This window comes from Psychrobacter okhotskensis (assembly GCF_013248965.1).
GTDB lineage: Bacteria > Pseudomonadota > Gammaproteobacteria > Pseudomonadales > Moraxellaceae > Psychrobacter > Psychrobacter okhotskensis.
This window is the reverse complement of sequence record NZ_JABRVQ010000073.1, coordinates 1-680: the sequence shown is the minus strand read 5'-3', so window position 1 is coordinate 680 and position 680 is coordinate 1. Positions and strand designations below refer to the sequence as shown.

1 protein-coding gene is annotated in these 680 nt (G+C 46.6%); it reads left to right on the top strand.

The features are described from left to right. Positions 1–12: 12 nt before the first annotated feature. Positions 13–680 (top strand): IS30 family transposase (locus HQR03_RS14105; protein ID WP_173240667.1); only part of this gene is annotated, 668 nt, incomplete at its 3' end.

Here is a 680-nt window from a genome sequence, read left to right as displayed (position 1 = left end):
TATCAGAACGTTATGAAACACTATACACATCTTACCCAAGAGCAAAGATATCAAATATCAGCGCTATTGCAAGCTAAAAAAGGCATGAGTGAAATAGCTAGAATTATTGGCTGTCATAAATCAACGGTGAGTCGAGAGATAAGGCGAAACATGGGACAAAGGGGTTATCGCCCCAAACAAGCCCATCGATTGGCAAACGCGCGCAAAGTTGTGAATAGCTCACAGATCAGCCGCTTTGGCTGGTGCTATATTGATCATCTACTCAGCAAGCACTACTCACCTGAGCAAATCACAGGGCGACTGAGAATGCTGGGTTGGCAAGAGGTCCCAAGCCATGAATCGATATATCAACACATCTATACTGACAAAAAGGCAGGGGGTAACTTACATAGCGCCCTTAGATGTCAAAAGCGCTATAGGAAACGCCGTCTGCAAGGTTATGATAGGCGCGGAAAGATAGCGAACCGCTGTGATATCAATGACCGTCCCAGTATCATTGAAGCGCGCAGTCGTATGGGCGATTATGAAGGGGATACGGTGGTTGGTCGTGGACATCAAGGTGTGCTTGTCACTCTAGTGGATAGAACAACTCGAGAGACTAAGATCAAAGCGCTACCCAATCGCAAGGCAGTAGCCGTCACACAAGCTTGTATTGGCATGCTAAAAGGTGAACAGGCGTT